This is a genomic window from Parageobacillus caldoxylosilyticus, assembly GCF_019272935.1.
GTDB lineage: Bacteria > Bacillota > Bacilli > Bacillales > Anoxybacillaceae > Saccharococcus > Saccharococcus caldoxylosilyticus.
Genome location: NZ_CP040553.1, coordinates 3,735,576 through 3,761,445, shown reverse-complemented (window position 1 = coordinate 3,761,445; position 25,870 = coordinate 3,735,576). Strand labels below are relative to the sequence as shown.

The following is a 25,870-nucleotide window of genomic DNA, read 5'->3' as shown; positions in this document are numbered from 1 at the left end:
GAATGATCTTGAAATAAGGGTGATAATTATGAATCTTGATTTTCTCCCTAATGACGCTTTTATTGAACCAAGTGGTCAGAATATAAACGAAGTTGCTAGCCTAATTAAGAAATTTATGGATTTAGTTATAGAGAATTCTGCTAGTTCAGAGCAACGTCCACCTTTATCTCAAATAGAAAATTATACTTTTGGCGAGTTTCCCGTACAAGGGATTCCGACTGAAGGTATTCTTTTACAATTAAAGGAGATTTTAAGAAATTCAATGAATCCTCTAACTCCTAACTATATCGGGCATATGGACTCTATACCTACTCTAATTTCCTGCTTAGGTGAGTTTGTAACAACAACGCTTAATAACAATATGTTGAGTCTTGAAATGTCTCCTGTATTTTCCCAAATGGAAGTACAAGTGCTGCGGAAAATTGCTCGAATGTTTGGTTACGATGAGCAGAGTGGGGGAGTAATGGTAAGTGGCGGAAGTCTCGCAAACTTACAAGCTCTTGCAGTGGCGCGTAATCACTACTTTTCAGTTAAAGAGGACGGATTAACTGGGTTAATAGAACAACCAGTTATCTTGGCTTCAGAAGCTAGCCACACTTCTCTGCATAAAGCTGCAATGTTACTTGGTTTAGGAACATCTAGTGTAGTCGCGGTTAAAACTAATCAAAATTCTCAGATGGATACCTCAGACTTAGAGAAAAAGATTAATAAAACGATTGAAGAAGGAAAACAACCTTTTGCAGTTGTGGCAACGGCTGGAACCACGGTGACGGGTAATATTGACCCTATCTTATCCATTGCAGAAATAACAAAGAAGTATGGACTATGGTTACATGTAGATGCTGCCTACGGTGGGGCATTGGTTTTTTCTGATAAACACCGCGAACGTCTATCTGGTATTGAAAAAGCAGATTCTATAACTTTTAACCCTCAAAAATGGATGTATGTTGCAAAGACATGTGCTATGGTCTTATTTAAGAACCGTGACTTGTTGGAAACAGAATTCCGTATTTCAGCACCATATATGAATGATACAGATTTTACAAATCTGGGTGAAATAAGTGTTCAAGGCACCCGTCATGCTGATATTTTAAAGTTATATTTATCTCTTCAACATATTTGGATTAAAGGGTTATGACCAGCTAATAAATGAAGGTTATTTAAGAGTAGAAGAATTTGTAAAACAAGTTAAACAACGCCCCTACTTGGAACTAGCCAGTGAGCCTGATACAAATATATGTTGTTTTAGGGGCAGACCAAAGAATCTCGATGAGAAGCAATGCGACCAATGGAACTTGGAGTTGCAACAATTTCTACTACATAAAGAACGGGTGTTTTTCTCCTTGCCAACTTATAGGGGGAAACGTTGGTTAAGAGCTGTTTTATTAAATCCTTTTACTCCAATCTCAACTATCCAAAAAATATTTAAAACGATAGATGAATTTTATATAAATCATCACAGTTACAATTCCTAATTCAACTATCCTGAAAATTAATATTTTCATTCTTCCGGTGGTGCCGCATAGATGCGGCATGGTTGTTTCTTATGGAAGAACGAATGAACTTCCATACTTCCATCATCTGTGGTGAAGATCGCTTCATGGTTGGCTAACGGGCGAGTTACGAATTAGTTGAAGAATAGCACTAAATTTGCCTTTACGATAGTCATACTTTTACAAATGAAGGGGGATTAAGATGGAAATTCGTTCAGTGAAAGGGTCAGACTACTATGTCATCTCTCCACTAATCAATGAGTGGTGGGGCGGAAGACAAATGTCTGATAAGTTGCAAAAATTATTCTTCGATCATTTTAAAAACACAAGTTTCATTGCCGAAAAAGATGGAAAAATCGTTGGTTTTTTGATAGGTTTTCTATCCCAAACATATCCAGAAGAAGCATATATACACTTTGTTGGAGTTCATCCGGATTATAGGAACCACGGTATTGGAAAACGACTGTACAATGAATTTTTTAATATTGTTAAAAAGAATGGTCGGAATATCGTCCGTTGTGTAACTTCCCCGGTGAACAAAGTTTCCATTGCATTTCATACGAAAATGGGATTTGAAATTGAAAAAAACGGAGATAAAGAAATAGATGGAGTTTCTGTACATACTGATTATGATGGACCAAATCAAGATAGAGTTTTATTTGTGAAGAGGTTAATTTAATTATGAGCTTGTTCAACTAACGGTTGGCGATAGTTGAACAGGATATACAAAAAAGACCGATTGATTTCGGTCTTTTTCTGTGGCCTAAAATCAACATTGTCTGTTTTTGGAATTTGCTAAAGGTTTTTAGATGTAAATGTCGAATTTTGGTTAATGGATGTCTAATTTATCTTGTTTTAAGGAAGGTGTAAATATGAGTTTGAGGAATTTCCATACACCTTTGACTGAAGCAGAAGTAGATGAGATTTATCAGTTATTGACACCGAAGCAGCACAAATATATGGACGCTTTTACGAAACGAAGCAAAAAAAGCAAGTGGCTAGAAGTTTTAGCATTAAAAAAAGGAATCATTGTGACTGAAGATATGGATACCGAACAATTGGCAGAAGCAGTCAACGATTGGATTTTAGTTGAAATATTAGATGGGGGATACGGAAATCGGCCGTTTCGCTGTGAATGCGGCATGCCTCTTCGATATCAGTACATTGTAACTCATAAAAAGCAAAACAAAACATACAAACTAGGGGAAACGTGTTTAGGAAACTATACCCGTTTAACACCAGAAGTTATTCGGGATATTAAAAAAGGATTCCATACGATACATTTAGAACGAGATGAACTGCTCCTTAAAATTTATCGTGGCGAGAAAACGGATATAAAGGAGTTTGCAGAAATTGAAATTCCCCAATCTTATCTTGAACAACTAGAACACGACATACCTCTCTTGGATAAACAACTGCAAAAACTTTATGATCAACTTCATGCTAAGAGAAGAGAAAGGTTACAAAAACAATGCCAAGAGGAAAGAGAACGGCTAAGGGAAATCCTTTACCAAAGTCGTCAACGTAGAACATCTAAGTCGTATTCCGTCTCATATTATTCGTATCATTCCTCACCTAAAACTCATTCGCATCTTTGTATCTCCTATGAGGAATTAATTGAACGGCATTTAAACGAATTAAAACAAATACGCGCAAAAGAGGAACTGATCCCAGCAGGGCTAAGGAAGGATTGGGATATAATCCAAGACATTGTACGAGCCGCTAAAAGAAGAGAAGAGTTTGATTACAGTCGTTTTAAATTACTGTTGAGTAATTTAAAAATACCGTTAAGAATACAATAAATCTTTAATGAAAATAGGTAATAAAGTGATATAGATTTCATTACTGTACGATCAGCTTAAATTTTAAGGCTTGCCTTGAGGACAAGTCTTTTTTTAATTTTAAAATTTTTCTTGACTTTAAAGTTACTTTAAGGTGTAACTTTGATTATAAAGGATGTGAATAAGATGAGCGAGTTCATGACGATACAAACTTTTTCCAAAAGGACTGGTATTTCAAAAAGCGCTTTGAGATATTATGAGTCAGAGAACTTACTGCATCCAATCAGAAGCAAAAATGGTTATCGTCTTTATTCCGAAGACCAGATAACAACTGCAAAATTGATTTCAAGCTTACGCCTAGCCGGTATACCAATAAAAGATATTCAAATGTACTTAAAAGAAAACGAAACGGTCCGTCAACAAATGATAAAAAATTGGATTAAGACTTTAAAGCAAAAACATCATCTTCTAAGTGTAAGTTTGCGTTATTTAGAAAGTTACCAAAAAAATGACCAAGTTTACCTGCTAGAAAAAAATGCAGAGAAAATTGTATGGTTTGTTGCCGAATCGAATCCCGGTAAATTTGGGAATCATTTTAGACAAAGAAAAAGAGAGCTTGAGCGCTTGAACATTTCCATTAATAATGGTTATTTAAGGTATTTATCAGGCAAGGAGTCCATTAAGGCGCAAATTGGATTTGGTGTATCTGACGATGTAGAGATAGAGGGGCTATCCGATATAGATTCTATTGAAATAATGTCTCCATGTCTATGTATAGCATTACCGTACACTTCTCCCATGACAGAAATACAAAAAGGATATGCACAATTAATGAATTATGCAATTGAACATGGCTTGATTCCCGCAGGTCCAATTATTGAATGGTATCGTGGGGAACACTTTGAAGATTTGGATTTGTTAATGCCTGTTGCTCGCATTTCAAAGATGGAAGGGAGAAGTTAAAGTGGGCAGAAGCGAGGAGTTAGTGATCAAAGTAATTGAGTTGAAAGGCAGTTATTATCAAATAGGGTTTGAGCAAGGCAGTCAATTAAAATCTAAAATATTTGCAGATATAAATGATCTTGATCGTGTTAGTAACAAAAAATTCCAATTTCTTAAAGCAAAGAAATTATTAGAAAAGTTCTCACCTAATTTGTTAAAAGAATTAAGAGGATTAGCAAAAGGTTTAAATATGTCATTAAATGCAGCAATAGAACGGTATAGCGGTTACGATGTATCGTTTCCAAAAATGGGATGCACTACATTAGTACAAGACTCATATTATGTGCGGAACTATGATTTTAGTCCAACAATATATGATGCAAGACTTGTATTTGTTCGTCCTATAGATGGTTATGCGAGCGTAGGTTTTAGCCAACAAATTATAGGTAGACTAGATGGAATGAACGAAAAAGGGCTTGTGATAGGGCTGCACTTTGTTAATCATATGCACAGTCGAGAAGGATTTATTGCTACGACTATTGTTAGAATGATTCTCGATCAATGTGCTAATACGGAAGAGGCTATAGAACTGATTACTAGAGTTCCACATGGATTTTGTTACAATTATTCCATTACAGATTTTAACGGAAATAGTGTCATTGTCGAAGCATCCCCACAACAACAAATAATAAAATATGCCCATCCACTTATATGTACCAATCATTTTGAAACAGAAGAATTGAAACAGAAAAATAGAGTAGAGATACATGGTTCTATTGAACGTAAACAATATCTTCAAGCATTATTGAAAGAGAAATTAGATCCTTTGTCTGCTTTTCATCACTTTAATAGCGAAAAATCACCTTTATTTTTCGATGATTACAAAAATTTTTTTGGTACGTTGCATACGGTTTTATATTCGCCAAAGGAGTTGAACGTCATCATTGGTGTAGGAAAAAATAGTGGTCCTTTTATCTTTTCCTTTAAAGAATGGTTACAAGGATCACTGAGGCTCCCTAAAATGATAAGTGGGACAATCATGCAAGAAGAATAACCTTGGAATATTCCGCAATTGAAACTAGAGGATTATCTTCTGTACTGTTTGAGGAGGAAACCACTTATTAACAAACAATTCTTCTTCATTTAGCGGATGAGTTTACTTAATCTTTTTTGAGTAAACCTTGTAGTTAAGTATGCCAAAATTGGCATTCTTATTTTTTCAGTTTATGATGCATAGTAGTAAGAATACAGATTGATTGTAATAAATTTTACAATAAAAATGGAAATCGTTCCTGACTTTTACAATTTACTTAAATCCATAAATTCTGCAAATTTAGTTGATAAAATAAAAATTACTTCTCCTTTATAAATCGCCCAAAGCCATAAACAAAGAGAACATACAGATATTTATTCCAAATTTTTAAGTCTCAACGATTTAGTTTTAAATACCAATATGTCAATTCAGAGAAGTTTGATTTAATCGATCCGAATAAACGAAAAAGAGATCAAAAAACAGCTTTTCTTAAACTATATAATAGAAGTTAATGAGTTGATAAGGAAGGAACAAAAATGAGAAAAATTTCGTTTAAATTAGGACTATTATTTTTTGTATTCGTATTAGGAATAGAGACGATTTTATTTGTGTCTTTATATGTTACTCTGGTTAATTCTAGAATTAATGAGGAATTTGAGCAACTGTTAGCAAGAGGGAATAATCATCGCGATGTGTTAGAAAAAAGTTATAACCCTTCTACGTTAGAACATGTTACCATGATGGAGTCTGAGGCCGAGACAGACGTCGTTATTACAAATGACAAAGGGAAGATCTTGTATTTTTCAGATCATATTTTACCCTTTGCTAAAAGGATAATAAAAAACACAAATAAAAACATTCCCCATAGTGGAATGATTGTGCAAAAAAATTGGCAGAAAGAGTCGCATATTTCAACGGTAAGCCCGATTCGGATTGACGGCAAGATAAAAGGGTATGTCTATATGTTTCAAAATACGGATTCCATTCAAAACATGATTTATAAGTTAAAGCATCATTTCATTATGGTTGGGATTCTTTCTGTATTTTTAACCATTATTACGATTGCTTTCTTATCAAGAGTTATTACCATCCCTCTCATTCGCATGAAAGAGGCGACCGAAAAATTGAGTAAAGGTGACTTTTCTGTTCGTTTGCAAGTAAAAGGGGGGGATGAATTGGCAGAATTAGGGAAAGCCATTCAAACATTGGCGAGGGATTTAGAATACTTAAAAAAAGAAAGAAACGAATTTCTCGCCAGTATTTCTCATGAGCTTCGCACCCCTCTCACTTATGTAAAAGGGTATGCAGATATAGCTAGGAGACCCAACATGGGGGAAGAGGAGAGAAATCGATATTTGTCCATTATCTACGAAGAAGCAGAGCATATGCAAAAGCTGGTGAAGGATCTTTTTGAATTAGCGAAGATGGATCAACATTCCTTTCAAATCCATAAGAAACCTACAAACTTATGTTCTTTCTTAAAAAAATTGCATGACAAAATGCATCCTGCGTTTCAGGCTAAAAAAATGTCTCTTGTATATTACTGCGATGGAAACATTACCGTCCATATAGACCAGAAACGTTTTGAGCAAGTGATGATGAATTTGTTGGACAATGCTTTAAAATATTCCGATCAAGGTTCTACCGTGTCTATTGATGTAAGAAAGAAAAAAAACAACATTGTGATTATTGTTTCAGACGAAGGCAGAGGGATTCCTGAAGAGGATTTGCCGCATATTTTTGAACGGTTTTACCGAGTGGATAAATCAAGATCAAGAAACAGCGGCGGAACAGGACTGGGACTGGCTATCGTCAAGGAAATTGTGGAAGCGCACGGAGGCTCGATTTACGCCGCAAGTGAATATGGAAAAGGAACAAACATGATCATTACATTGCCGGAGGGATGAGCATGTACACGATTTTACTGGTTGACGATGAAAAACGAATGTTGGATTTACTTGATCTTTATCTGTCGCCTAAAGGATATCATTGTGTTAAGTGTGAGTCCGGCTTATCAGCGATACAGTACTTAGAGAATAACCAAGTGGATTTAGTCTTGCTGGATATTATGATGCCAGAGATGGATGGTTGGGAAACGTGCAAGCGAATTCGGGAATTTTCTAACGTCCCGATCATCATGGTAACGGCACGTGATCAAACAACGGATATCGTCCAAGGACTGAAAATTGGAGCGGATGACTATATTACGAAGCCGTTTGACGAATCCGAACTGCTGGCGCGCATCGAGGCTGTACTACGCCGTTCAGTAGGAAAACATTCGAAAATTGAGTTTCAAGGTTTAGTGTGGGATGAAGACCAGCATAAAGTTCAATATAAAAACCACCCTATTTGTCTAACACCTAAAGAGTTTGCTGTATTAGGACTTTTTCTGAAAAATCCAAACAGAGTGTTTAGCAGAGAACAAATCATCGTGTCATTATGGGGCTATAACGCAAATACAGAAGAGCGTACAATAGACTCTCATGTAAAAAATATTAGAGAAAAGCTGAGACAAGTTGGTTTTCCGATCGATCAATTTCTGCAAACCGTTTGGGGCGTAGGATATAAATGGGAGGCATAAGGAAAGAAGAGGATGAAAGAACAAATTATTACACTACTCAACACATATGAAAATGTTGCTTACCTCATTAGTATCGCTATCAATATTATGATCAGTATTTTAGGACTTGTACCAAGCGTTTTTCTAACGGCTGCCAATTTGGCCGTGTTCGGGTTTTGGAAAGGCACCTTTTTATCTTTTGCAGGGGAAGCAATCGGAGCAATTATCTCCTTTATTTTATATCGTAAAGGATTCAAGAAGTTTTCTGAATCCAAGTTATTTTCCCACCCAAAAGTCAGACGTTTGCTTGAAGCAAAAGGCTTAGAAGCCTTTTTTCTTGTTCTATCATTGCGACTTCTTCCTTTTGTTCCTTCAGGAGTAGTGACCTTTGTTGCAGCGATAGGAAAAACTCCCTTACTTATCTTTATGATTGCTAGCTCAATAGGGAAAATACCTGCCTTACTTTTAGAAGCCTATTCGGTTTATCAATTGATGTATTGGACATGGCAAGGGAAAGTGATATCAGCATTTCTATCTATTTTTTTATTCATATTTACTTGGAAGAAAATCAATCGAAAAAAGGCTCAAACTAATAAAATTGAAAGGGATTTATGAAGAGCAACGAAATATCATATTCAAAGAAACAAACTCCATAAATTCTGCAAATATTTCTGCTATAAAATATACTATGTTTACTCAATACACAAAAAGGAGTATCAGCAATGAAAAAATGACGAAAGCTATTATGATTAGCTATTATGATTACATCCGCCATTCTTCTTCTAAGCGCTTGTTCATCATCCAATGAAAAAAAAAACAATCCTTTATTACGAGCAAAGAACAAGCAAAATCCAACATATCTGTTACAAATAATCCTTTTTTTAAAGAAAAGAAAGAAGGAAAGTTCGAACATTTACATGGAATCGGTTATGCAGGCAACCAAAATGCGATTTACTTTGCTACACATGAGGGGTTACTCGTTTACCAAAATAATAAGTGGTATGAAACGACTTCGTATAAACATGATTATATGGGCTTTTCCTGCCACAGACGATGGATTTTATTCATCAGGGCATCCAGAAGAAGGTTCATCTTTAGGAAATCCTCTTGGCCTTGTGAAAAGTTTTGATAATGGACAAACGTTGATGAATCTAGGATTTTATAAAGAATCTGATTTTCATTATATGACAGTTGGCTATAAAAGCCATACGATTTATGTCGTGAACCATGAAGAAAACAAAACGCTCGGACAAGGATTATTTTACAGTAAAGATGATGGCAAAAAGTGGTTACAAAGTCAATTAAACGGCCTGCCGCAAACTGCTGCAGGAACGATTGCTGCTCATCCAACGGACGAAAATATGGTCGGAATTAGTCGCTTGAAGGAATTTTCGTTTCAAAAGATAATGGAAATACGTTTGAACGGTTTACTTGAAAGATCAATACGACGACGTTTATCTTCCAAGAAAAATCCATTTTATTTGCTGCTGTAGAGAATAATAAGCCTATACTTATAAAACAATCATTAGACTCAAAACAAAGAGGAAGTTCTTTCTGTTCCTACGCTCGATGAAAAAGTGAAATGGGAATTTTTCATACGATGTTTGGAGGTTCGGCTATGATGATCGGGATGATGTTATTCTGGGTTGTATTAATTGCCATTGGTTTTTATCTCTTACATCGTTTTATCAATGATCGTAAAGAAGAGTTATCTCCGATGGAAATATTAAAAATACGATTAGCCAAAGGAGAGATCACTTTAGACGAATTTGAACAGCTATCCAAAAAGCTATAGTAAAATCTAGCCTCTTTCATTATATCAAGCATCAGAAATGTGATTTACAATTGTCTCCCCCTATTTCAATTTTATATAGATGAAGGAAGTTGTTGATAAGAGTATTGTCAACAGCTTCTTTCGTTTTTTTGTAGCTTTTTTGAACATAATAACCTCTTATCCTCATTCAACTTGGTTTCTTATATTCATGTATTTTTCTTTTCTTTAGTTAAAAATCGTTATTAAACTATGGAAAAAGAAGGGTATTTTAACGATATCCTTTAAAGAAATATATTTTTCACCGCCAATCATATCAATTGTATTTTATACCCGTTACCGGTATAATGTATTTAAAAGATGATCATTGAGGTGATACCAGTGAATCAAAATCAATATGAAAACAACGATATAAATACCATAAATGCCAAAATGGTTCCGCGAACCGAAGAAGAGATCGAAAGCATCGTCAAGCGCCTGAAGCGCATTGAAGGGCAAGTGCGCGGGGTGCAAAAAATGGTGGAGGACAATCGTTACTGCATTGATATTTTGGTGCAAATTTCCGCGATTCAAGCCGCATTAAACAAAGTCGGGTTGAACTTGCTGGAACGACATGTAAATCATTGTGTTGCCAAGGCGATCCGCGAAGGAAGCGGAGAAGAATCCATTCGGGAATTAATGGATGTCATTAAGCAATTCTCAAAGTAAAAGTAAAGGAGGGAAAGCTGGATGAGTGAACAAAGAACCGTGACACTGAAAGTAACCGGTATGACATGTGCCGCTTGTTCCAATCGTATTGAGAAAGTGTTGAACAAAATGGATGGGGTAGAAGCCAATGTCAATTTGGCGATGGAAAAAGCAACGATTAAATACGATCCATCGAAACAAAGCATAGCCGATATCCAAATGAAAATTGAGAACTTGGGGTATGGAGTTGCAACTGAAAAGGTGACGCTAGATATTGAAGGGATGACATGTGCAGCGTGTGCGGCACGGATTGAAAAAGGGTTAAATCGTATGGAAGGTGTTACAAATGCTGCTGTAAACTTGGCGACAAACAGCGCTGTTGTAGAATACAATGAAGGCATTGTATCTGTAGAAGACATTTTAGAGAAAATCAAAAAGCTTGGGTACAAAGGGCAGATCCGAAACGAAGAACAAGATCATGCAGGCCGGAGAGAAAAGTTGCTTAAACAAAAACAACGACAACTTGCCATTTCCATCATCTTATCGCTGCCTTTGCTTTATACGATGATTGCTCATATGCCATTTGATATAGGCTTACCGATGCCGAACATTTTGATGAATCCGTGGTTCCAGCTTCTTTTGGCTACACCCGTTCAGTTCTACATCGGCGGTCCCTTCTATGTAGGAGCGTATCGGGCATTACGAAACAAGAGTGCTAACATGGACGTACTAGTGTCGCTTGGAACATCGGCAGCTTACTTTTACAGCTTGTATGAGGCTTTCAAAACATTAGGAAATCCCGAATATATGCCAAGATTGTATTTTGAAACAAGTGCCGTGCTGATTACGCTTGTCCTTGTCGGAAAATACTTTGAATCGTTGGCGAAAGGGCGAACAACGGAAGCCATCTCTAAACTGTTGAGCCTGCAGGCAAAAGAAGCTACTGTCATCCGTAATGGGGAAGAAATAAGAGTTCCACTTGAAAAAGTGGTGATCGGTGATACCATTCTCGTCAAGCCGGGAGAAAAAATCCCGGTAGACGGTACCGTCATCGCCGGAGTATCTTCCGTAGACGAATCGATGATTACTGGTGAATCCATTCCTGTTGATAAGAAGGAAGGCGACTCTGTCATCGGAGCAACCATTAATAAAAATGGTGTACTAACCATTCGGGCAGAAAAGGTTGGGAAAGATACAGCACTTGCCAATATCATTAAAATCGTAGAAGAGGCGCAAGGATCGAAAGCGCCTATTCAGCGTATGGCTGATGTCATTTCGGGTATTTTCGTACCAATTGTTGTAGGAATTGCTGTCGTTGCATTCATTATATGGTACTTCTTTGTGGCGCCGGGCGACTTGCCAAAGGCGCTTGAGGTGGCCATCGCGGTTCTTGTTATTGCGTGTCCTTGTGCGCTTGGCCTTGCCACACCGACATCCATTATGGTCGGTACAGGCAAAGGCGCAGAAAAGGGGATCCTCTTTAAAGGAGGTGAGTACCTAGAGGGAACGCATAAAATCAATGCCGTGTTACTGGATAAAACAGGAACAGTGACAAAAGGAAAACCAGAAGTAACAGATGTGCTGGAATTCCGAGAAGACATGCTCGATTATGCCGTTTCCGCCGAGAGCGCTTCGGAACATCCGCTGGCTCATGCGATTGTGGAATATGGGAAGAAACGAGCGATTTCTGTTAAGCCACTGGAGCATTTCTCCGCGATTACCGGTCACGGAATTGAAGCGACCATTGATGGAAAAAACGTCCTTGTTGGAACGCGAAAGCTGATGAAGGAACGCTCTGTAGAGATTTCTATGCATGAAGATAAAATGATAGAGCTTGAAAAACGAGGAAAAACTGCCATGTTAGTTGCTATTGACGGGCAGCTTGCTGGCATCATTGCTGTCGCTGATACGGTAAAAGAAAGCTCCAAAGAAGCCATTCAAACATTGAAACAAATGGGTATCGAAGTGTACATGGTAACAGGAGACAACAAACGTACAGCGGAAGCTATTGCTAAGCAAGTGAATGTGGATCGTGTCTATGCAGAGGTGCTTCCTGAAGAAAAAGCGAATATCGTCCAAGAGCTGCAAAAACAAGGAAAACGAGTTGCGATGGTCGGTGATGGAATCAATGACGCTCCAGCTCTTGCAAAAGCGGATATTGGCATGGCCATCGGCACAGGAGCGGATGTCGCCATCGAAACGGCCGATGTTACCTTGGTCGGCGGAGATTTAGCCCATATCCCGAAAGCGATTGAGTTAAGCCGCAAAACAATGAAAAACATTCGGCAAAACCTGTTCTGGGCTTTGTTCTATAATACCATTGGCATTCCTGTAGCTGCCGCTGGATTATTGGAGCCTTGGGTTGCCGGAGCGGCAATGGCGTTCAGTTCCGTATCTGTGGTGACAAACGCGCTTCGTTTGAAACGCGTGAAAATATAAAGAATAAGGAGGAATCGATGATGACCATTACATTACATGTAAAAGGAATGACTTGCGGCCATTGCAAAATGGCAGTGACGAATGCTCTTAAAGAGCTAGACGGAGTACAAAATGTAGAAGTACATCTGCAAGAAGGTACTGTGGATGTAGATTATGATGGAACAAAGGTAAGTGTAGAAAAACTCAAAGAAGCGATTGAAGAGCAAGGTTACGATGTGAAATAACATAAAATGAGGATGTCCCAAAAGTGTTCGCATAGCGTTCGCTTTTGGGACACTTTTTTGGATAAAAAAGAAGAAAACCGTTCCTCTTTTGGTATAATAGAGTCACCACAACCCTACCAAAGAAAGGACGGTTTTCTTATGTACATTTATTATAACCGAGATCAACTCATTTTGCCAATGGATCTTGAAATTTTCATTCCCAAACATCATCTTTGCCGGATTGTGGATCTGGCAGTGGAAAAAATGGATCCGGCTCTGTTCGTTTCCCTCTATCCTGGCGGAGGGCGTCCAGCCTATCATCCGAAAATGATGTTGAAAGTCATCCTGTATGCCTACGCCAATCGGATCTACTCCTCTCGCCAAATCGCCAAGCAGTTGAAAGAAAACATTTACTTTATGTGGCTATCCGGCCATCAAACACCGGATTTTCGCACGATCAACCGATTTCGGTCGGAACGGATGAAGGACATCATTTACGAAACGTTTTTCTCCATTGTCGATCTTCTGCGTCAAGAAGGGTTGGTCAAGTTAGAGGATTATTTTCTGGATGGAACGAAAATCGAGGCCAATGCCAACCGATATACATTCGTTTGGCGCAAATCAACGGAAAAGTACGATCAGAAACTGGAGGAGAAATTCCGGAAAATCGTTGCCTCGATCGAACAGGTGACGAAAGAAGATGAAGAGGCGGAACAAGAGGGGGATTTTCAAGAAAAGCTGGAAGCTTCACCGATCACGTCCGAAAGGATCGAAGCCGTCATCGAACAAGTGGAAGAGCGCCTAAAGAAAGAGCCGAAGAATCGTACGTTAAAGAAAGCCAAACGGCAATTGGAACAAGATCTTCTCCCCCGTAAGAAAAAATATGAAGAATACAAAGAAAGATTAGGCGAACGGAACAGTTTTTCGAAAACGGATCCGGATGCCACGTTTATGCGGATGAAGGACGACCATATGAAAAATGGCCAGCTCAAACCGGGGTACAATGTGCAGATTGGGACAGAGAACCAATTCATCACTGGATTTAGCGTGCATCAACGGGCAGGGGATGCCGGATGTTTCATTCCGCATTTGGAGCAATTGGCCGCCTATGGGCGTCCAATGCCTAAACAAGCCATTGCGGATTCCGCCTATGGGAGTGAGGAGAACTACACGTACTGTGAGAAAAAGAAGATAGTCGCCCTGATCAAGTACAACACGTTAGATCGGGAACAAACGAAAGCGTGGGCGAAGGAGATCGGCCGAATCGAGAACATGACGTATGATGAGGAGCTGGATGAGTGGATTTGCGCTAAAGGGGAACGGTTGGTGTTTGTGTATGAACGGAAGGAAACGACCGACAACGGGTACGTTACCGTCAAACGGACGTATCGTTGTACGGCTTGTGCCGGATGTCCGTTTCAGGCGACATGCGCCAAAGGCAAAGACACGAAAACCATCCGCGTTTCCTTGAAAAATCAACAACAACGGCAAGAGATCCGTAAACGGCTGTCCACGGAAGAAGGGGCGGCGACGTACCGAAAACGACAAATCGAAAACGAGCCGGTGTTTGGGCAAATCAAGCACAACCAGCAATTTCAGCGCTTTTTGTTAAGAGGGCTCCCAAAAATTACCTTGGAATGGGGGCTTATTTGTGCTGCTCACAATTTGAGAAAGTGGGCGGCCACAACCGATCCAACAAAGAAAAAACAGGATAAAATTCAGAAATAAGGAGAAATTCCTGCTTCAAAAAAGGAATAAATAACCAAATAGTAAAGAAAAGAAACAGAGGCTGTCCCCAAAAGGTCGGTTTAACGACCTTTTGAGACAGCCTCATTTCACTTACTACGATAAGCCGTTATTCACCTTTATTGGTTGTGTCGTTAGGATCCGGTGTATAGTTAGATTTGTAATCTTTATATTTTACTTCTGTGACCATTCCAGCTGAAGCATGGTGTAAGTCATGGCAATGGAACATCCAATTTCCCGGATTATCCGCTTTAAACGCGACTACATATTCTTCACCCGGTTTTACATTCAAGGTATCCTTCATCAATGGAGAGCCTGCAATTGGTTTGCCATTTTTGCTTAATACTTGGAAGAAATGTCCGTGTAAATGCATTGGGTGTACATCTTTCGGTGAATGGTTCACTAATGTTACTTTTGCTAGATCTCCTGTCTTAACATTTATAGGTGTTGTTTCAGGATACGTTTTCCCGTTAATCGTGTAGATCATGCCATCTTTGCCCATGGCTGTTCCTAAATCCATTGTGTACTCTACATCATATTTTTGGTCTAACGTAAATGGACCTAATTCATGTTTTCCGTATTTCGTCATATCAACGATAGGGAGGTCCTCTTTTGCATTTGATTTGTCCGTATTGTTTGTTGCACCTTCATATTGAATTTTCACTTTCATGCCATCGGTGCCTTTCATATCACCGTGGCATTCTAATAACCATTCACCCGGATTATCTGCTGTAAATTCAATATCGTACCGTTCACCCGGAGCAATATTTAAAAGTTCATCTTTGATTGGCTGCGGATCTTTTAACGGCTGCCCGTCTGTTGCGACAATTTTGAACTCATGACCATGCAGGTGGAGTTTGTGGGACATGTATCCTGCGTTTACAAGGCGAAGCCGCACTTTTTCGCCCTTCTTCACTTTTAAAGGTTCTATAGCGGAACCGTTTTTCCCGTTAATCGTGAAAATATCATACATATTCATATCATGGTCCATGCTGCTCATATCCATATGTTGGTCATCGGGGCTATTTCCATGTCCCATATTGCTGTGATCCATGTTACTCATATCCATATTGCTTTCTGCATTTGGATTGCTCATCCATTCATCTAACACAAGTGTATAATCTCGATCTACTTTTTCCTCATTCTTAGGTTCTACGATTAATGTACCGTATAGCCCCTTGTCCATTTGTTTCGCACTTTCTTGATGGGAGTGATACCAATATGTTCCCGGTACGGTTGCAGTAAATTCATACGTAAAGGTTTCACCCGGTTTAATCGCGTTCATCGTGACACCCGGAACTCCATCTTGGCTATTCGGAACAGGGTAGCCGTGCCAATGGATCGTCGTCGGTTCTGGCAAATCATTTTTAAAATGAATTATTACTCGATCGCCTTGTTTCACACGAATTTGCGGCCCGGGCACAGATCCATTGTACGTGTAGACCGGAAGTTTTACTTTATCATTTATTTGTAATAATGCTTCTTTAGCGGTTAAATAAAACTCTTTGCCGGATAAAACTTTTGTATTCGTTGCCAAAGGCAGTTGCTTACTGGAGTCCTTGGCGGTGTTTTCCTCCTTCATATTCATGTTTGACATATCGTGCCCCTGCATGGAACTGTGTGAAGTACTATTTGAGCAAGCTGCACCAATAGCAACAACTCCCGCTAAAATAGTTCCAACCAATAATTTCTTCATGTATTTCCCTCCATAAACAAACATGTGATTTAAATGCTAATATCATCATAGAAAATAAATGTGCAAAATTTATGGAGAAAAGAGTTATTGAGCAATTTTGCACAAAGTATTATTTGATATTAATGGGAGATACGAAATAAAAAAGACAAGCTATTACCAATCGGTTAATTGCGGATATAGGTAATAGCTTGTTTGCCCATTTGTATATAAGCTTTATGTGTAGCGAAAGCAACACTGTATAACCATCCCGAACTGCGTAAGCGTATTGAAACCTTACGTTAAGCCCCTACAGCGAAACAAATAAAATTGTAAAATGAATGAGGACAACAGAGACGCACTTATTGAATCGTCGAAACGAAAAATCAAAAAGTTAGAAGATGAAAATAAGCAATTACGGAGACAGTTGAAAGTAGCTTACCCAGAGGTTTATAAAAATATATAAACTGTTTGGCAGGGGAACAATGTTCTCTTCATTGTTTAACTAAAGAACAGGAAGATTGAATAAGCGGTAGAAGCGTTCGAGGAAAAGCGTTTGCTAGTATTCTATAGAAATTAATACCAGAAATCCATAAATTTGTTGTACAATGTATAAAGATGATAAAGAGAATTTTGTATTGGGGGCGGGAATATCATGTCCTTTACCTTAATCTTATTTATCGGTATTCTTGGGGTATTAGTTGTTATATTCCTAAAAAAACCGATAACAGGAATGATTGGTGGCGATTATAAAGTGGTTCATAAGCTGAAAAGTGCTAAGTGGTTTCAAAATCATTGGTTAGGTGGAATATTCTTGTTTGCAATTAATGCTGTTCTGTTTTTTTCTACCGGTCTTGTACTTTACTTATTGTTACCCGTGGTGCTAGTTGAGTCTTAACGCTCAACTAGCACCACGGGTTCTTTACTTTTTTATTTCTTGGTTTCTTTACTTCTTGGTTATTAATAATAGCATTTAACCAATAAGTCATCAATAGATCACTATCCAGACTTTCATAGTGACTCCGACCAAAAACTAGTAGTAGAAGACCTCGATCACAATGTACCTTGTGTGGTCGAGGTCTTCTACTGTTTACGACATTGAGGGAGGAGTCACTAAGCTCTCCATAATAAAGCGATAGTATTTTTTAAACCATAAACAAAAAAAATGTTCAACCAGATATATCGTAAGTCCGAAATATAAATACAGAATTGAACTTACCAACATTATAAAAATTTCAAGGAACAGTTTAACATTTACCAAATAAACTGTTCCTAATTTTAAGTTTATTTATTATCAAAAGGTCGGAGCAGGAAATTCATCAATTTTGATACGAAGTAAACTATAAGGTTTCTGTCGTAAGTCTTTTCCATAATGAAATCTAGGCTGTCGATGTAATTGGTTCACAATGACATACAAATATTGATCCGGACCAATTGACAAAGTATCCGGCCACAACATTCTCGGGTCATGTATGATCGTTTCCATTGTGCCATTTGGCAATATCTTGCGGATACAGTTGTGTTCATAATCTCCAGCATAAACATTTCCCTTTGCATCAGTGATCATTCCATCAGATGCACCTTTTTCTCCCCAATACTCCACATAATAAGGTAATTCCATGTCCGGTATGCTTCTGTCTCTCAGGGCTTCTGTTGTGATCGAGAACAGATGACGACTGGTTAGTGGACAAAAAAATAATACCCTTCCATCAGGCGAAATCGCAATACCGTCAGAAGCCAGTCTAAATGGAGAAGTACTGCCATCTTTATTTCGATTCATTAATACTTTTCCTTCTACTTTCGGTATAAAATAGGGATCGGGTGAAGTTGAATTTGCCCCATTTAACCGTCTGAAGGCGTTTCCATCTGCTAAATCTACGACGATTATAGCTCCTGGTCCTGTTGAAGAAGAATCCGTTATATAAGCATACCCTGCTTTTCCAACACGAAAATCAAAACGGACATCATTCAAATAAGTTGTAGGCAAGACAACATCTTCTGTAAAGGTATATACTTTTCTTATTGTATTCGTTTCTAGATCAACAGCGACTAATTTTGCCCCCCCTTTAATAGGTTCAGAAAAATTGGGTGCAGCTGTATCTAATACCCAAAGTGTTCCCCTTCCATCAGCAACTACACTTTGGACACTGATAAAAGTCCTTGTGATATTCTCGGGGTTAACCAAATTGGTTTGTAAATTAGGATAAGGCAGCAATTTATCCTCAACAATTTCCGCCACCGTAAATTTAACATCGTCTCCCCATCTCGGGAAGCAAACGAAAATACGACCGGTTTCTGAAACAGTAACACCTGTAGGCATAGCCCCATAAAATGGATAAACCAGTTCAAAATTACCAAAATATTTTTCACTAGGTAACATAGGTATCATCATATCCTCCCTCTATAAATGTTGATATATCAACGGTTGTAGCCGTTTCAGGGGTGTCAAAAAAATATTTTTCGACAAAGTTTCTAACATTATTTCTTAAATATGTGTATATCTTACATTGACTGGGTACGCTTCGCGGCCACTACTGGTTAAATTTGGTTGTAGTGGGGGAAGCGTATGGGATGCACCATGGATCTCTGCATCGCTGATGATGACGAACCCTCCCATGTCTCTTGGCATCCTTGTGCCTACATTCCTTCGTTCGGTCTAGTCATCAGGCAGAGGCCGGCTAAGCTCCTTTAGGGACTCAAGGTCGAATGGATGATATCGCGCCAGCTTCTCCGTGTCATCCTTGTTGTCTAGAGAATCGAGACTATAGGCATCAAGCAGCCGTTTCGAGGCCAAAGATGTCCCACATCATTCGCTTCACGTCAAACGCCTGTCGTTTCGTACACACCGCATGCAGTACCTTCAGTAATTTTCCGCATAACACTACAATGGATTGCTTCTTCCGCAACGGATTATCAGGACGTGTCGTGTAATATTCGTGCAGCTGCCGAAACGCTTCGTTGTGACGGATCATCGGCATCATCACCCGGAACAGAAGGGCGCGCAACCGCCTTCTTCCACGCTTGGAGATCCGTTTTTGCCCTTTGTGTTGGCCGGAGGAATGTTCCCGCAGCGTCAGGCCCGCTAATTTGATAAGCTGCCGCGGATCCTGATAATGGGAGAAACTCCCGATCTCTGATAACAGTTCTACGATGGTCGCATCGCCTAAGCCCGGAACGGTCTTCAGCCATTCGTATTCGACCGATGTCTGTACGAGTTCAATCAGCTGCTCTGTCAGTGCCTCGATTTCTTCTTCCAGTTGGCGGTACCGGCGGACAAGCGTGGCAATTTCGATACGGGCCATCTGTTGTCCTTCCGTTACGCCAATGGAGTGTTGGGCCAATTCCATCAACTTCTTCGCTTTCGGCTTTTGTGGCGATTGTAATCCCTCACTTTGCCGGTAAAGGGCCAGCACCTCTTCTAGTTCTTTTCCTGCCAGATCACTCGGAAATGGCGTATATTCCAGCACCGCGAGCGCCATTTTCCCAAATGACGGGAAGACTTGGGAAAACTCCGGAAAATATCGATCAAGCCAGCGAATCATTTGATTTCGAATCGCTCCCTGTTCTTCCACCAATTTGGAGCGAAATGTCGCTCCCACGCGCAGATCCGCCTCCATCCCTTTCAGAATACGCGGATAGCTGAATCGGCCGTCTTTCACTAACCGGGCAATGACGAGCGCGTCTTTCGCATCATGCTTGGTTGGAAGGTTATCGTCCAGCTCTTTGGATCGCTTCACGTGCATCGGGTTTGTCATGACGAGAGGAATGCCTTTCTCATCAAGAAAATAGGCGAGATTCAGCCAATAATGTCCCGTTGGCTCGATGCCAACGATCACCTCGGTTTTTCCAAATTCCTTCATGGCTTCCACGATGCACTGGTACAACCATTCCAATCCTTCTCTCGATTGCAGAACGGGAAACGGCTTTTTTAACACCCTCCCTCGCTCATCCACAAAGCAGGCATAATGTTTTTTCTTTGCAATATCCATCCCAACAACCAGCGTTTAAAATGTGTTACACAAAATTTTATACATCATCGATCTTCATAAGTTTACTACTGATCTTCATAAAACGTTAATCATTTGTGGACAAAATTTTTGGCAACTATCCATCACATTCTTTAATGTATGATGCGATTCAATGAATGATGAGAGACAAAAGCACAAAAAATTTAGGAAAAATTTAACATAGACAAGTAGAAAGAAAAACCGTTTTCGTTATATATGAAGCTTCCCGCAAGCCGTCCGAAGAGCACAGGTCCTTTATGCGCCTAACAAGCAAAAATTACAATGGGGTGAGGCAAAGGAAGAAGCGTCCTCGGGAAGGAGGTAAAAAATAAAACGCATTTTTAGCCTGTTCCATTTTTTTAAATGCAACGGCCTAAAAATGCGCCAGGACAAGACTAAAGAATATTGCTTTTATAGCGAAAGAACCTCTCTTATCGTTCTAGTACGCTTGATCTTTCTCGGAATTTCTCTAATGATTGATATTTATCGGGATGGGGTTGTGGGTCAGGTTTTAATTGCAAGAACGGATTCTTCCATAAAGCATAAAATTTCACATCCTCCCGAATCCATTCCTTGGCTTTCTTCGGTTCTTTCCAGTCTTCTCGAATTTCTTGCAACGATTTCTTTGTGGCAAAAGTGTGCGTGAAAGTGCCTTTATCTCCTTCTAACTGTACGGATAGAATATGTAAATGATTCCTCTTTTCCAACAATTGAATCGCCTTCACTCTAAATTCTTCGTTTCTCACAAACTCGTATTGATGATTCCCACGATCATCTCGCATAAACTGCATTTTCTCGGCCAGTGTGACTTCTTTGAAAAAACCCATGAATTTTGCATAATAAACCCGTGGTGCTAGATAAAATCAGACAAGCATAAAAATAGCCCTTGCATGAGGATCTCCTTAAAATGAAAGTGCGACCAAACATTTAAAAGGAGAATTCACATGCAAGAGCACTTTCATTTTACAACAGATCGAGCCAAACTTCAAAAACAATATGAAGCGATTTTGTTCTTTGTATCGGCTCAACTATCGAGTATCCAGATTCCTCTTCAACGTCGAAATCGTCATTTGTTGAAACAGAAAGACGAAGTCATCATCGCCATCCATGTCCTTGGAAAGTTGTTGGGCTTCACTTCCGAACGGGCTTGGCACCGGTTTGTGATTGGGAATTTGTTTCCCAAGGCCTTGTTCCCTGAGCGTTCTCGGTACAACCGTCGCTGCCGGGCGCTTGGCTTTGCGATCAAGTGGATGCGGCACCAGCTGGCCAAGCGCGGGCAGCACCATGCGTATGCGGTTGTGGACAGCTTGCCGATCGAGTTGTGTCATTCATCCCGAATGTATCGCGTCAAACGGTTTCGTGGAATCGCCGATATTGGCTATTGTGCTTCCAAAAGGATTGCTTTCTATGGGTTAAAACTTCATCTGCAGGTCACCGATCAAGGGCTTCCGATGGGATATGTCGTCACCGAAGCGTCTTGTCACGACCGGGTGGCCGCTGAAACCGTCATGACACAAATTCCACATTCGTATAACCTAGGTGACAAAGGGTACATCAGCCAAAAACTGCAAAAGAAGCTGTACGAAGAGCATCGAGTTGCTTTTTGGACGCCTGTTCGAAAAAATCAGCGAATTCGCCAATCAGACGCATGGAAACAGTGGATGAAACGAAAACGCAAAGTGATTGAAACCGTGTTTTCGATTTTAGTCGATTCATATCGGATCACCGAGATTCGAGCGAACTCAATTTCTGGATTTGAAACGGCACTGGATGGTATTTTACTGGCTTACTCGCTTGTTGTTCTTAGGCTAGTTGAGCGTTAAGACTCAACTAGCACCACGGGTTTATTGTTATATTTTTCAATTCCGTTCGTTCATTTGATTGTCATGTTTTTGGCTGTAGTCGGAAGTATCTTTTCATGGGTATTAATTAATCATGCATGGCAGGGTGCTAAAAGCAATCGTTTGAAGATGGGGTTTTTAGGGAGTAGTTTTTATGTTTTTTTGACTTTTGTGTTAGCTTATCAGTTAGTAACGCTGAAATCTTCTTATCCAAATGAAGATGCTTGTATGGGGGGGATTATTGGTTTAGTATTCAGCATAATAGTTACAACAGTTGCGTTTATTACTTGTTTTACAATCACAGGCTTTTCTAAGAAATAAGAAGCCAATTAAACACAATGTGAATTTAATGTACCTTGATTGACGTTTTATTTCTTACACGATCGGGATCGTTTCTGCAATAAGTTAAATAAAGAAATGTGAGGAGGGTGTCCTAAAAGTGGTTGCTTTTGGCCCCCCCTTTATTTTCACATATGCATATGATGAGAATGGTCGCCGCCGATCGATGGGTCGAGCATTCCAAAAATCATGGCAATATGAGCTACTACTAGAAATATACCAACGAAAGTGGAATGATATTTCAACTTTTGTTCCTCGCTCCATCTACGCCCGATTATGCCTAAATCGATTAGACTTAATCCCAATAACGGAATGACGCCCATTAAATAAAATCCTACCGCAATAATATCAATCCATCCGCGCCATTCCCCATTCAATGTGAATGGAATGACGGCACTCACCAATAAGTAAATAAAAATTCCTAAAAAGTAGACACCAACAATGATGCTGCATATTTTGTTGATTTTACGGATCATTCCATCGAAACGGCGAGTAAAAAGAATTGCCAGCTCCGTTATTGCAATGGTCTCAGCAAGAGCAACGGGAATAGCCATAAATAAAATCAAATTCCAAGGTTGATTCACCGCTAACAGTTCCATGTAATGCGTCATATTCATCTAATCACCTCCTGCATTTATACATCCACATCTATTAACCTTAATCACAATTTGTGCATTTTCTTTGGAAAATTTAAGAATAATTTGTGACAAGATTCACCGAATCCTTTACATATATGGATAGCAAAGATATGATAACCGCTTTATATAGAAGTAATTAAAGTATGTATGGATGCTGTTTCAAAATGATGTCCGATGATTTTTCTAATTAATGCATATGTTTCATAAAAAATTTTGGAAAAACAGAAACATTTTTATTTTTTTATGCGTCTTTTATAGCGGAAGGAGGGTGGAAACCATTGCCAATAATTTCGAGTTCGATATACTTATGCGCTTGTATTCCAAATCCCTTTTTCGCTATCTGTACAGACTAACCAATGATTATCATTTGGCAGAGGATCTCCTGCAGGAAACATTTTATAAGGTTTATTTACATGTAAGCGGCATAAGCGACATAGCACAAATAAAGTCATGGCTTTACCGGATCGCTTATCATACCTTCATCGACCACTGCAGAAAAGCAAAAAAGATGCAGCTTGTACAAGTGGATGATTTCTTTGCGTCGTTAAAGCTAGATCCATTATTAGAAACGGAAAACGCGTTTTTGCAAAAATATGAGCTGGAGTTGATTTATAAACATTTGTCCAACATGAAAGAACTGCAACAAAAAGCCATTATGCTCGTCGATTTAAAAGGATTTAGCTATAAAGAAGCGGCGGAGCTGTTAAACGTAAAACTCCCTTATTTAAAAAGCCTTGTGTTTCGGGGCAGACGGGAATTAGAAAAACGATTACGCAATGAGGTGAAGGGATGAGAAAAGACGAGTTAAAACCATTATTGCAGAAATATCAAAATGGCACACTAAGCAAAGAGGAAGAACAGAAAATAGAGGAACTTCTAGAAAGTTTTGACGTATACAATGAATTTCTCCATGAAACCCTTCATGATGAAAGGATGAAGGAAGACGATCTCGCAAAAATGATGAAAAAGGCCCAACAAAAATTCTTTTTTAGAAATACGCTGCTTGTTGTATCATTTATACTCACGATTGTTCCCTTATTGACTATGTTTACTTTTGTTTATTACGGCTGGGGGCGAGAGCATAACAGAGGGAACGAATTTATTGAAACCATTCGAACGGTGAGTGAAATGACAGCGCCAAATGTGTATGTAGATTACGATACGGTCGATGTTGAGATCAAGCCCTTTACCATGACTGTCACGACCGACAAATATAAATGGATGGATGATAAAAAAAATTATCTAGGCAAGGATACTTACAAACTATTCTTAAATGATGTGTTTGCTAAAGAATCGAATTATCGAGCGATTGGGTATTCGATTGATCACATTGGAATCAACTTTATTCACCCGAAAGCCAAATACTTTTTACCTGACGAACGAACAAAAATTGAGTCTCTCCCAAGCGATTGGCCGGTTGAAATCTATATTTCCCTGAATCGGTCCTATTCCTTAAAAGAAATAAATGAAAAATTTAAGGGATATCATATGACATGGCTTGCGTTGGACACAGGTGTAGAGGAACAGATGAGGAATGATTTAGATTTCATCCAAACACCAGCAATTGGCTTTCCATATAAAAAAGTGCATGTAGACTCTATATTCAATCGTTCGCTTACTGATTACGAAGAAGTAATCAAAGGGCTCGAGCTATTGAGCAAAAACGAAAAATGGGCAACACAACTAACGGAATACAAAGACTTAAAGATGGCCGAGCGACTAAAATGGGTGAAAAAGCATAAAGAATTGAAGATTTATGGAATCGCTATAACGGGAACCGCCAAAGATGTTTTGTCTCTAGAAAAGATGAAGGAAGTCAACGTAATTCGATTAGGTCAGATTAATTTGCCATAGCAAAGGGGGGAATTGTCGAAAATGAAAATAGCAAGAATCAATATGCTAAATACATTGGTGGCTGTATTTTTGCTTATTTTGTTAAATGTACAAATTATAGCGGAGATCCCTGTTTTTGATATCAGTTACATTTGGATTTCATTGTTCGGAATGCTCATATGCTTGCTTGGCCTCATCAAAGAAGATCGGTTCTACTCATATTTAGGCGGCATCCTTCATTTCATCCTAATCGTTTCTTGTATGGGAATGATTTGGTTTGGCATAGGTATTAACTACAAGCCGTGACTTTACTGCGGCAAAAGCGAAAAGGACAGTCCAAATAAGGCTGTCCTTTTTCAATATAGGAACGTGTTGCAAAAGACATAATGGATGCATAGATGCACATAAAAAATCCACCACCTTGGAAATCATATACAGTGACCAAAACCAACTACCAAGGGGTGGACACTATCATGATTTCCAATTTAAACAATGAACATACATGGTCTTATGAAATTGATCCACTTTTAGTATCGTTATTTCGATATATTGACTCTCTATCGTTGCCAGAAACACCGTATGTGACAGGAAGGCTGCCAGTGTCGAAAAAATCATTGTTAAAATGTTTCTTTTTGAAAACCTATTTTGCTATTGATTACTTGTGAAAATTAGTGCGCATCGTGCAGTGTTTTCGCTGTTTTCAGCGGGCTTGTGGGCTTAGTGAAGTTCCTCATCTTTCTACGTTCTCCCGCACGGCAAAGTGGTTCTGGGAACAAGGATTTCCCGTCTTTCATGCACAGCTGCTCAAAAATTTAGAAATACGGTATCCCAAAATGAAGCAAAAGGGGATAACAATGGTGAATGCAAAACTCGAGAAATCTAATC

24 protein-coding genes and 3 pseudogenes are annotated in these 25,870 nt (G+C 39.1%); 22 read left to right on the top strand and 5 right to left on the bottom strand.

Features of this window, described 5'->3' with window-relative positions; genetic code table 11:
• Positions 1 to 28 precede the first annotated feature (28 nt).
• The 14 genes and pseudogenes from BV455_RS19080 to BV455_RS19015 all read left to right on the top strand — a co-directional run bounded on the left by BV455_RS19080 (position 29) and on the right by BV455_RS19015 (position 14,637).
• On the top strand, positions 29 to 1,138 hold the full coding sequence (locus BV455_RS19080) for a pyridoxal phosphate-dependent decarboxylase family protein (RefSeq protein ID WP_245005305.1): 1,110 nt from the start codon (positions 29 to 31) through the stop codon (positions 1,136 to 1,138).
• Between the two features lie 557 nt (positions 1,139 to 1,695).
• A complete protein-coding gene (locus BV455_RS19075; RefSeq protein WP_218687565.1) occupies positions 1,696 to 2,172 on the top strand; it encodes a GNAT family N-acetyltransferase in 477 nt (158 codons plus the stop codon).
• Positions 2,173 to 2,365: 193 nt separating this feature from the next.
• Positions 2,366 to 3,295, top strand: coding sequence for a hypothetical protein (locus BV455_RS19070; RefSeq protein WP_061579863.1), 930 nt, complete (start codon positions 2,366 to 2,368; stop codon positions 3,293 to 3,295).
• 165 nt (positions 3,296 to 3,460) lie between these two features.
• A complete protein-coding gene (locus BV455_RS19065) occupies positions 3,461 to 4,237 on the top strand; it encodes a MerR family transcriptional regulator (protein ID WP_061579864.1) in 777 nt (258 codons plus the stop codon).
• Position 4,238: 1 nt separating this feature from the next.
• Entirely contained in the window at positions 4,239 to 5,270 is a 1,032-nt protein-coding gene (locus BV455_RS19060) for a C45 family autoproteolytic acyltransferase/hydrolase (protein WP_061579865.1), read from the top strand.
• Positions 5,271 to 5,785: 515 nt separating this feature from the next.
• On the top strand, positions 5,786 to 7,156 hold the full coding sequence (locus BV455_RS19055; protein ID WP_061579866.1) for a sensor histidine kinase: 1,371 nt from the start codon (positions 5,786 to 5,788) through the stop codon (positions 7,154 to 7,156).
• A 2-nt stretch (positions 7,157 to 7,158) separates the two neighbouring features.
• Positions 7,159 to 7,830: a response regulator transcription factor gene (locus tag BV455_RS19050; protein WP_081162796.1), complete on the top strand. Its 672-nt coding sequence runs from the start codon at positions 7,159 to 7,161 to the stop codon at positions 7,828 to 7,830.
• A gap of 12 nt (positions 7,831 to 7,842) precedes the next feature.
• Positions 7,843 to 8,424, top strand: a complete 582-nt coding sequence (locus BV455_RS19045; RefSeq protein WP_218687564.1) for a TVP38/TMEM64 family protein — start codon at positions 7,843 to 7,845, stop codon at positions 8,422 to 8,424.
• A gap of 143 nt (positions 8,425 to 8,567) precedes the next feature.
• Positions 8,568 to 9,386 (top strand): annotated as a pseudogene (locus tag BV455_RS20845) (F510_1955 family glycosylhydrolase); the annotation flags it as partial.
• A gap of 41 nt (positions 9,387 to 9,427) precedes the next feature.
• On the top strand, positions 9,428 to 9,604 hold the full coding sequence (locus BV455_RS19035) for an SHOCT domain-containing protein (protein WP_244380828.1): 177 nt from the start codon (positions 9,428 to 9,430) through the stop codon (positions 9,602 to 9,604).
• 408 nt (positions 9,605 to 10,012) lie between these two features.
• Complete coding sequence (locus BV455_RS19030; RefSeq protein ID WP_042412041.1) at positions 10,013 to 10,288, top strand: metal-sensing transcriptional repressor; 276 nt, start codon at positions 10,013 to 10,015, stop codon at positions 10,286 to 10,288.
• Positions 10,289 to 10,309: 21 nt separating this feature from the next.
• On the top strand, positions 10,310 to 12,706 hold the full coding sequence (locus BV455_RS19025; RefSeq protein ID WP_218687563.1) for a heavy metal translocating P-type ATPase: 2,397 nt from the start codon (positions 10,310 to 10,312) through the stop codon (positions 12,704 to 12,706).
• A gap of 20 nt (positions 12,707 to 12,726) precedes the next feature.
• Positions 12,727 to 12,930, top strand: coding sequence for a copper chaperone CopZ (gene copZ / locus BV455_RS19020; protein ID WP_042412033.1), 204 nt, complete (start codon positions 12,727 to 12,729; stop codon positions 12,928 to 12,930).
• Between the two features lie 138 nt (positions 12,931 to 13,068).
• Complete coding sequence (locus BV455_RS19015; protein WP_218687463.1) at positions 13,069 to 14,637, top strand: IS1182 family transposase; 1,569 nt, start codon at positions 13,069 to 13,071, stop codon at positions 14,635 to 14,637.
• Positions 14,638 to 14,764: 127 nt separating this feature from the next.
• On the opposite strand, the gene BV455_RS19010 is transcribed toward BV455_RS19015, so the two are convergent.
• Complete coding sequence (locus BV455_RS19010) at positions 14,765 to 16,351, bottom strand: multicopper oxidase family protein (protein WP_061579872.1); 1,587 nt, start codon at positions 16,349 to 16,351, stop codon at positions 14,765 to 14,767.
• Between the two features lie 219 nt (positions 16,352 to 16,570).
• On the opposite strand from BV455_RS19010, the pseudogene BV455_RS20540 reads away from it, so the two are divergent.
• Both BV455_RS20540 and BV455_RS19005 read left to right on the top strand, forming a co-directional pair.
• Positions 16,571 to 16,793: pseudogene (locus BV455_RS20540) on the top strand (DUF6262 family protein); the annotation flags it as partial.
• A gap of 189 nt (positions 16,794 to 16,982) precedes the next feature.
• A complete protein-coding gene (locus BV455_RS19005) occupies positions 16,983 to 17,225 on the top strand; it encodes a hypothetical protein (RefSeq protein ID WP_245005304.1) in 243 nt (80 codons plus the stop codon).
• A gap of 396 nt (positions 17,226 to 17,621) precedes the next feature.
• Here the strand turns inward: BV455_RS19005 and BV455_RS19000 are convergent, their stop codons facing one another.
• The 3 genes from BV455_RS19000 to BV455_RS18990 form a co-directional block, all read right to left on the bottom strand.
• Positions 17,622 to 18,716, bottom strand: coding sequence for an L-dopachrome tautomerase-related protein (locus BV455_RS19000; protein WP_015373743.1), 1,095 nt, complete (start codon positions 18,714 to 18,716; stop codon positions 17,622 to 17,624).
• A gap of 382 nt (positions 18,717 to 19,098) precedes the next feature.
• Complete coding sequence (locus BV455_RS18995; RefSeq protein ID WP_015373744.1) at positions 19,099 to 20,316, bottom strand: IS110 family RNA-guided transposase; 1,218 nt, start codon at positions 20,314 to 20,316, stop codon at positions 19,099 to 19,101.
• Between the two features lie 449 nt (positions 20,317 to 20,765).
• Positions 20,766 to 21,116: a hypothetical protein gene (locus BV455_RS18990; protein WP_245005303.1), complete on the bottom strand. Its 351-nt coding sequence runs from the start codon at positions 21,114 to 21,116 to the stop codon at positions 20,766 to 20,768.
• Positions 21,117 to 21,278: 162 nt separating this feature from the next.
• On the opposite strand from BV455_RS18990, the gene BV455_RS18985 reads away from it, so the two are divergent.
• On the top strand, positions 21,279 to 22,157 hold the full coding sequence (locus tag BV455_RS18985; RefSeq protein WP_183363814.1) for an IS982 family transposase: 879 nt from the start codon (positions 21,279 to 21,281) through the stop codon (positions 22,155 to 22,157).
• Between the two features lie 69 nt (positions 22,158 to 22,226).
• Positions 22,227 to 22,496, top strand: coding sequence for a hypothetical protein (locus BV455_RS18980; protein ID WP_245005302.1), 270 nt, complete (start codon positions 22,227 to 22,229; stop codon positions 22,494 to 22,496).
• 146 nt (positions 22,497 to 22,642) lie between these two features.
• On the opposite strand, the gene BV455_RS18975 is transcribed toward BV455_RS18980, so the two are convergent.
• Positions 22,643 to 23,131 (bottom strand): DUF6803 family protein, encoded by a 489-nt coding sequence (locus tag BV455_RS18975; RefSeq protein WP_061580270.1) that lies wholly within the window; start codon positions 23,129 to 23,131, stop codon positions 22,643 to 22,645.
• Positions 23,132 to 23,342: 211 nt separating this feature from the next.
• Here BV455_RS18975 and BV455_RS18970 point away from each other — a divergent pair, with 211 nt between their 5' ends.
• The 4 genes and pseudogenes from BV455_RS18970 to BV455_RS20840 form a co-directional block, all read left to right on the top strand.
• Complete coding sequence (locus BV455_RS18970) at positions 23,343 to 23,945, top strand: sigma-70 family RNA polymerase sigma factor (RefSeq protein WP_342393766.1); 603 nt, start codon at positions 23,343 to 23,345, stop codon at positions 23,943 to 23,945.
• Entirely contained in the window at positions 23,942 to 25,006 is a 1,065-nt protein-coding gene (locus tag BV455_RS18965) for an anti-sigma factor (protein ID WP_218687562.1), read from the top strand. Before BV455_RS18970 ends, BV455_RS18965 begins: the two co-directional genes overlap by 4 nt.
• A 21-nt stretch (positions 25,007 to 25,027) precedes the next feature.
• A complete protein-coding gene (locus BV455_RS18960) occupies positions 25,028 to 25,291 on the top strand; it encodes a hypothetical protein (RefSeq protein WP_042412481.1) in 264 nt (87 codons plus the stop codon).
• Positions 25,292 to 25,458: 167 nt separating this feature from the next.
• Positions 25,459 to 25,866: pseudogene (locus tag BV455_RS20840) on the top strand (transposase); the annotation flags it as partial.
• Between the last annotated feature and the right edge of the window lie 4 nt (positions 25,867 to 25,870).

Bases quoted from the DNA above. Each gene is read 5' to 3' on its own strand.
- BV455_RS19005 (WP_245005304.1), top strand. From the start codon at position 16,983: ATGTCCTTTACCTTAATCTTATTTATCGGTATTCTTGGGGTATTAGTT.
- BV455_RS19030 (WP_042412041.1), top strand. From the start codon at position 10,013: ATGGTTCCGCGAACCGAAGAAGAGATCGAAAGCATCGTCAAGCGCCTG.
- BV455_RS19065 (WP_061579864.1), top strand. From the start codon at position 3,461: ATGAGCGAGTTCATGACGATACAAACTTTTTCCAAAAGGACTGGTATT.
- BV455_RS18985 (WP_183363814.1), top strand. From the start codon at position 21,279: ATGCAAGAGCACTTTCATTTTACAACAGATCGAGCCAAACTTCAAAAA.
- BV455_RS19035 (WP_244380828.1), top strand. From the start codon at position 9,428: ATGATGATCGGGATGATGTTATTCTGGGTTGTATTAATTGCCATTGGT.
- BV455_RS19075 (WP_218687565.1), top strand. From the start codon at position 1,696: ATGGAAATTCGTTCAGTGAAAGGGTCAGACTACTATGTCATCTCTCCA.
- BV455_RS19045 (WP_218687564.1), top strand. From the start codon at position 7,843: ATGAAAGAACAAATTATTACACTACTCAACACATATGAAAATGTTGCT.
- BV455_RS19010 (WP_061579872.1), bottom strand. From the start codon at position 16,351: ATGAAGAAATTATTGGTTGGAACTATTTTAGCGGGAGTTGTTGCTATT.
- BV455_RS19050 (WP_081162796.1), top strand. From the start codon at position 7,159: ATGTACACGATTTTACTGGTTGACGATGAAAAACGAATGTTGGATTTA.
- BV455_RS19070 (WP_061579863.1), top strand. From the start codon at position 2,366: ATGAGTTTGAGGAATTTCCATACACCTTTGACTGAAGCAGAAGTAGAT.
- BV455_RS19025 (WP_218687563.1), top strand. From the start codon at position 10,310: ATGAGTGAACAAAGAACCGTGACACTGAAAGTAACCGGTATGACATGT.
- BV455_RS18965 (WP_218687562.1), top strand. From the start codon at position 23,942: ATGAGAAAAGACGAGTTAAAACCATTATTGCAGAAATATCAAAATGGC.
- copZ (WP_042412033.1), top strand. From the start codon at position 12,727: ATGACCATTACATTACATGTAAAAGGAATGACTTGCGGCCATTGCAAA.
- BV455_RS18990 (WP_245005303.1), bottom strand. From the start codon at position 21,116: ATGCGAGATGATCGTGGGAATCATCAATACGAGTTTGTGAGAAACGAA.
- BV455_RS19080 (WP_245005305.1), top strand. From the start codon at position 29: ATGAATCTTGATTTTCTCCCTAATGACGCTTTTATTGAACCAAGTGGT.
- BV455_RS18975 (WP_061580270.1), bottom strand. From the start codon at position 23,131: ATGAATATGACGCATTACATGGAACTGTTAGCGGTGAATCAACCTTGG.
- BV455_RS18995 (WP_015373744.1), bottom strand. From the start codon at position 20,316: ATGGATATTGCAAAGAAAAAACATTATGCCTGCTTTGTGGATGAGCGA.
- BV455_RS19015 (WP_218687463.1), top strand. From the start codon at position 13,069: ATGTACATTTATTATAACCGAGATCAACTCATTTTGCCAATGGATCTT.
- BV455_RS18960 (WP_042412481.1), top strand. From the start codon at position 25,028: ATGAAAATAGCAAGAATCAATATGCTAAATACATTGGTGGCTGTATTT.
- BV455_RS19055 (WP_061579866.1), top strand. From the start codon at position 5,786: ATGAGAAAAATTTCGTTTAAATTAGGACTATTATTTTTTGTATTCGTA.
- BV455_RS19000 (WP_015373743.1), bottom strand. From the start codon at position 18,716: ATGATACCTATGTTACCTAGTGAAAAATATTTTGGTAATTTTGAACTG.
- BV455_RS18970 (WP_342393766.1), top strand. From the start codon at position 23,343: ATGCATATGTTTCATAAAAAATTTTGGAAAAACAGAAACATTTTTATT.